5 protein-coding genes are annotated in these 5,325 nt (G+C 71.4%); 4 read left to right on the top strand and 1 reads right to left on the bottom strand.

The genetic code is table 11. The annotated features are described in order from the left end of the window. Positions 1-418 precede the first annotated feature (418 nt). Positions 419-1,072, top strand: a complete 654-nt coding sequence (gene lexA, locus GD1_RS23695) for a transcriptional repressor LexA (protein WP_307190370.1) — start codon at positions 419-421, stop codon at positions 1,070-1,072. Between the two features lie 119 nt (positions 1,073-1,191). Here the strand turns inward: lexA and ptsP are convergent, their stop codons facing one another. Beyond that, on the bottom strand, positions 1,192-2,859 hold the full coding sequence (ptsP, locus tag GD1_RS23700; protein WP_059039977.1) for a phosphoenolpyruvate--protein phosphotransferase: 1,668 nt from the start codon (positions 2,857-2,859) through the stop codon (positions 1,192-1,194). A 180-nt stretch (positions 2,860-3,039) separates the two neighbouring features. Between ptsP and GD1_RS23705 the strand changes: the two genes are divergently transcribed. The 3 genes from GD1_RS23705 to GD1_RS23715 all read left to right on the top strand — a co-directional run. Further along, on the top strand, positions 3,040-3,810 hold the full coding sequence (locus GD1_RS23705) for a DeoR/GlpR family DNA-binding transcription regulator (RefSeq protein ID WP_053776528.1): 771 nt from the start codon (positions 3,040-3,042) through the stop codon (positions 3,808-3,810). Continuing rightward, positions 3,807-4,820, top strand: a complete 1,014-nt coding sequence (locus GD1_RS23710; protein WP_059039975.1) for a 1-phosphofructokinase family hexose kinase — start codon at positions 3,807-3,809, stop codon at positions 4,818-4,820. Before GD1_RS23705 ends, GD1_RS23710 begins: the two co-directional genes overlap by 4 nt. 9 nt (positions 4,821-4,829) lie before the next feature. Beyond that, a partial coding sequence (locus tag GD1_RS23715; RefSeq protein WP_169798221.1) for a PTS sugar transporter subunit IIA occupies positions 4,830-5,325 on the top strand: 496 nt, incomplete at its 3' end.

Here is a 5,325-nt window from a genome sequence, read left to right on the forward strand (position 1 = left end):
GGGCGCCGGCCCCCCGGGTGCCGATCGGCGCCGCGGGCTCCCGCCGCAGGTCGGGGCGTGGGGGTGCCGGACGGACGGGTGGCCGACGGGGCCGCTACAGCCGCCGGACGGTCCGATATCAGGGTTGTGTGCATGAGAGAGAGCCTCCCGTTTCTCGATCACGCGTTCGATAAACTGTTGTTCGAAGTTCTATCACGGGGCTCCGACAAATGTCGTGGAAACACGTCGAACAGGTGTTTGAGGTTGTCGGGAACGTGGGATAGCCTCGATCACAGAAGATGCCGACGCGGGGCGGCACGGAAAGGACACGTACGCGATGAGTGACAAGACGCGGCGCGCGGCCGGGTCGTCGGGCGCGAAGTCGAAGGCCGGGTCGTCGAGGGCGGGATCGTCGCGAGCAGCGGCGAACCCGGATGCGATCGACCCGGTGGTCATCGAGGCCACGCTGACCCAGCGTCAGCGCGAGGTGCTCGAGGTGATCCGCCGATCGGTCCGCGAGCGCGGCTATCCGCCGAGCATCCGCGAGATCGGTGATGCGGTGGGTCTCAACTCGACCTCGTCGGTGGCCCACCAGTTGCGCACCCTCGAACGCAAGGGACTGCTCAAGCGCGACGCCAATCGCCCGCGTGCGGTCAACGTGCAGGACAACCAGATCGACCCGAATCCCTCCGACGACCCGGCCGCAGCCGGTCTGCCGACCCCGGCATTCGTCCCGGTGCTGGGCCGGATCGCCGCCGGCGGACCGATCCTCGCCGAGCAGGCCGTGGAGGATGTCTTCCCGCTGCCGCGCGAGCTGGTCGGCGACGGATCGCTGTTCATGCTCAAGGTGGTCGGCGAGTCCATGATCGACGCCGCGATCTGCGACGGCGACTGGGTGGTGGTCCGTCAGCAGAACGTGGCCGACAACGGCGACATCGTCGCCGCGATGATCGACGGCGAGGCCACCGTCAAGACCTTCAAGCGCGGCAACGGCCAGGTGTGGCTGATGCCGCACAACGAGCTCTTCGACCCGATCCCGGGCAACACCGCCGTCATCCTCGGCAAGGTCGTCACCGTGATGCGTCGGGTCTGACACCCGGCGAACCCACCTCGACGAGAACTGCCCTCAGGAATCGCATCCCTGAGGGCAGTTCTTCTGAAGTCGTTCTCACACAGCGGTTCTCGCCGGTACGGTGCCGGGCGAGGGCGTGCTCAGCCGGCCAGGACCGCCGCTGCCGCCGCCCGCGCGGCGGCCGCCTCCGAGGTCGCCAGGGCCGCCCGGGCCGCATCACGGCACTGCGCCAGCGACACCTGTCCGAGGCGTGCGCCGACGGCCGCCGCCGCGACGGGGGCACTCGACAACGAGCTCACCCCCATCCCCACCAGGACGCAGGCGAGCAGCGGATCCGCGGCCGCCTCGCCACACACCCCGACAGGCTTTCCGGCGTCGGCACCGGCCCGGGCCACACCCTCGATCAGGTGCAACACCGCCGGCTGCCACGGATCGGTGAGCTCGGCCAGCTCGGCCGACATACGGTCGGCGGCCATCGTGTACTGGGTCAGATCGTTGGTCCCGATCGAGACGAAGTCCACCTCGGCGAGCACCGCCGATGCCAGGATCGCCGCGGACGGGATCTCGATCATCACCCCCGCGATCATCCCTCGTGACCGCACCTCGGCGGCGAAGTCTGCGGCCTCGGCCGGTCCGGCGATCATCGGTGCCATCACCCGCGCGGTGGCACCGGACTCCTCGGCGGCCCGGGCGATCGCGTCGAGCTGATTCGTCCGGATCTCGGGATGGGTTGCGGTCAGCCGGTTTCCGCGGATACCCAGCGCAGGGTTCGCCTCGGCGCCGTGGTCGACGAAGCGCAGCGGCTTGTCCGAGCCGGCGTCGAGCGTGCGGATCACCACCTTGCCGCCCGGGAACGCGTCGATCACCTCGCGATAGAGCGCCACCTGCTCGTCGACCGTCGGCTCGTCGGCGCGGTCGAGGAAGGTCAGCTCGGTGCGGAACAGGCCGATGCCCTCGACCGGGTATCCGGTCGCGGCGCGCGCGGAGACGCCGTCGGCCACGTTGGCGAGCACGGCCACCTCGTGACCGTCGGCCGTGCGGCCCGGTCCCGACCACGCGGCGACGACCTCGGCCTGCCGGCGGCTCTCGGCCACCGCCGCCCGGGCAGCCGTCGGCTCCGGGTCGATCTCCACGCTGCCGGCGGTGCCGTCGACCAGCACGGTGGTGCCTGCGGCCACCGCGTCGAGTCCGGCCACCGCGACCACACAGGGGATGCCGAGCTGGCGGGCGATGATCGCGGTGTGGCTGGTGGGTCCGCCCAGCCGCGTGACCAAGGCGGTCACCAGCGCCGGGTCGAGTCCGGCGGTGTCGGCGGGTGCGAGGTCGTCGGCGAAGAGCACCGACGGCGACTCCGGTACCGGGACACCGGGTTCCGGGAGTCCCAGGACCTCGGCGATCACCCGGTCACGAACGTCCTCGAGATCGGTGACACGCTCGGCCATCACGCCGCCGAGCGCGGTGAACATCTCCGCGAACTGGGCGGTGGCCCCGGTCGCGGCGAGTGCCGCGGGCGCGCCGTCGGCGATGCGCTTGGCCACCGCCCCGGTCCAGCCGCGATCCTCGGCGAGGCCGGCCGTGGCGATCAGGACCTCGGCGGCTGCGCCCGATGCATGGGAGGCGCGATCGCGCAGGCGGGCGGCGACCGCCGCCGCGGCGGCGGTGAACCGGGCCTGCTCGGCGTCACGGTCTGCCTCGTCGACCTCGGTGCGGGTCTCGAGATCGCTGGCGGCGCCGATTCGCTCTCCGGCCCGGATCACCGGCCCGTATGCGATACCGCCGACCACCGGGGTGCCCTGTAGCGACTCCATCGCCACCTCGTCCTTCAGCTGATTCACGACCGTGCCCTTTCACTCTGCACTTGTCTTGTGATCGAAGTTACAAGAAAAGCTTGACTTGTCAATACGTTCAGGCGTAAACACAGATATATCAACATTGATAGCCACTTATATCCACATCGCTGGTGAGTGGCGTCACTCGATCGGAGCAACGTGTACGCGGAAGAGCGACAGCGGGCGATCGCCGAAAAGGTGAGCACGCAAGGTCGGGCGTCGGTCAGCGACCTCGCCGAACAGTTCGACGTCACCGGCGAGACCGTGCGTCGGGATCTGGCGATCCTGGAGCGCGGCGGACATCTCACCCGGGTGCACGGCGGTGCCGTCCGCCCCGACCTCGCCCAGATCGGCGACGAACAGGGCGTCGCCGAGCGTGCGTCCGCCAGCTCGGCGGAGAAGGCCGCGATCGGCCAGGCCGCCGTCCGGTTCCTGCCGCCCGACGGCGGTTCGGTGATCGTCGACGCCGGCACCACCACCTATCAGGTGGCGCTACGCGTCCCGCCGCAGCGCCGACTGACGCTGGTGACCAACAGCATCCCGGTGTCGGCGGTGATGACCGCGCTCCCCGACTGCACCCTGCAGCTGATCGGCGGCCGGGTCCGCGGCGTGACCCAGGCGGCGGTGGGCGCCGAGGCGGTGTCGCGGCTCGAACGCATCCGGGCGTCGGTCGCGTTCATCGGCGCCAACGGCCTCAGCGAAGGTCTGGGACTGTCCACCCCCGATCCGGAGGAGGCCGCGGTCAAGTCCGCGATGGTCCGGGCCGCACGGCAGGTGGTGGTCCTCGCCGACTCCTCGAAGATCGGCCGGGAGGACTTCATCTCCTTCGCCGACCTCGACGAGATCGACGTCCTGGTCACCGACGCCGGGATCGACGCGGCGTTCTCGGCGGTGCTGGCCGCCCACGGCATCGAGGTCGTGATCGCATGATCCTCACCCTCACCGCACATCCGAGCCTCGACCGCACCCTCGAACTCGCCGCACCGCTGGCACGCGGCGAGGTGCAGCGCGCCGTCGGTGTCCGCAACGAACCCGGCGGCAAGGGCATCAACGTCTCGCGCGTGATCGCCGCGAGTGAGATGCCGACCCGGGCCATCCTCCCGGCCCACGACGGCGATCCGCTGCTGACCGCCCTGCGGGGCGTCGGACTCGAGATCGATGCCGTCGGGGTCTCCGGCGACGTCCGTACCAACATCACGATCGCCGAGGCCGACGGCACCACCACCAAGATCAACGCGCCCGGGCCCGCGCTGGACGCCGACGCCGTCGACGCGCTCACCGGCCTGCTGCTCGATCGTGCCGCCGACGCCGCCTGGGTGGCGCTGTGCGGCTCACTGCCGGCCGGGGTCCCCGACGACTGGTATCGCACCCTCGCCGATTCCCTTGCGCCACTGGGGTGCCGCGTCGCGATCGACACCTCGGGGGCGCCGCTGACGGCGGCCGTCGCCGGCCCGGTCGACCTGATCAAGCCCAACGAGACCGAGCTCGCCGAGGCATGCGGTCTCGACCCGGCGGTGCTGCGGGCGGCCCTCGCCGCCGGCGACCTCGGCCCCATCGTGGCCGCATCCCAGACGATGGCCGAACGGATCGGCGGCAGCGTGCTCGCCACGCTCGGGGCCACCGGCGCGATCCTGACCACCACCGGCGGCAGCTGGTTCGCCTCACCTCCGCCCATCGTGCCGCGCAGCACCGTCGGTGCCGGCGACTCCTCGCTCGCCGGCTACCTGATCGCGGCGACCCGCGGCGACGACGAACCCGGCCGGTTGCGATCGGCGGTCGCCTACGGCGCGGCGGCCACCGCCCTGCCCGGCACGCAGGCGCCCCGGCCCGAACATCTCGACCTCGCACACATCCCGGTGACCGCCCTGTCCACGTCCCCGGTGCAGGCCGGCTCACCCGTCCCGACAATCCCGACCCCCACGGGTCTCTCCCCGGAGTAAGGAAAACCGATGTCCGAACCGATCATCACCGCCGCCACGGTGAGCCTCGACGTCGACGCGGGTCCCGACCCGTCGTCGGTGATCACCCACCTCGCCGAACAGCTCGGCGCCGCCGGACGCACCACCGACGTCCGCGAGCTCGCCGACGCCGCCCTGGCCCGGGAGGCCAAGTCGGCCACCGGCCTCCCCGGCGGCATCGCCATCCCCCATGCGCGGGTCGCCTCGGTGACGCAGGCGAGCCTGGCGATGGCCCGGCTGTCGGCACCGGTGAACTTCGACGCTCCCGACGGCCCCGCCGATCTGGTCTTCCTGATCGCCGCACCCGAGGGCGGCGCATCCGAGCACATGAAGCTTCTCAGCTCACTGGCCCGCGCGCTCGTCCGCCCCGACTTCGTCACCGCACTGCGGGCGGCGAAGACCGACGCCGACATCGTCGCCCTCGTCGAGGAGGCCATCTCCCCGGCGGCTCCCGCAGCCAAGCCCGCAGCCGAGCCCGCGGCCGCCG

It is taken from the genome of Gordonia desulfuricans NBRC 100010, assembly GCF_001485495.1.
Classification (GTDB): domain Bacteria; phylum Actinomycetota; class Actinomycetes; order Mycobacteriales; family Mycobacteriaceae; genus Gordonia; species Gordonia desulfuricans.

Bases quoted from the DNA above. Each gene is read 5' to 3' on its own strand.
- ptsP (WP_059039977.1), bottom strand. From the start codon at position 2,859: ATGGAGTCGCTACAGGGCACCCCGGTGGTCGGCGGTATCGCATACGGG.
- GD1_RS23710 (WP_059039975.1), top strand. From the start codon at position 3,807: ATGATCCTCACCCTCACCGCACATCCGAGCCTCGACCGCACCCTCGAA.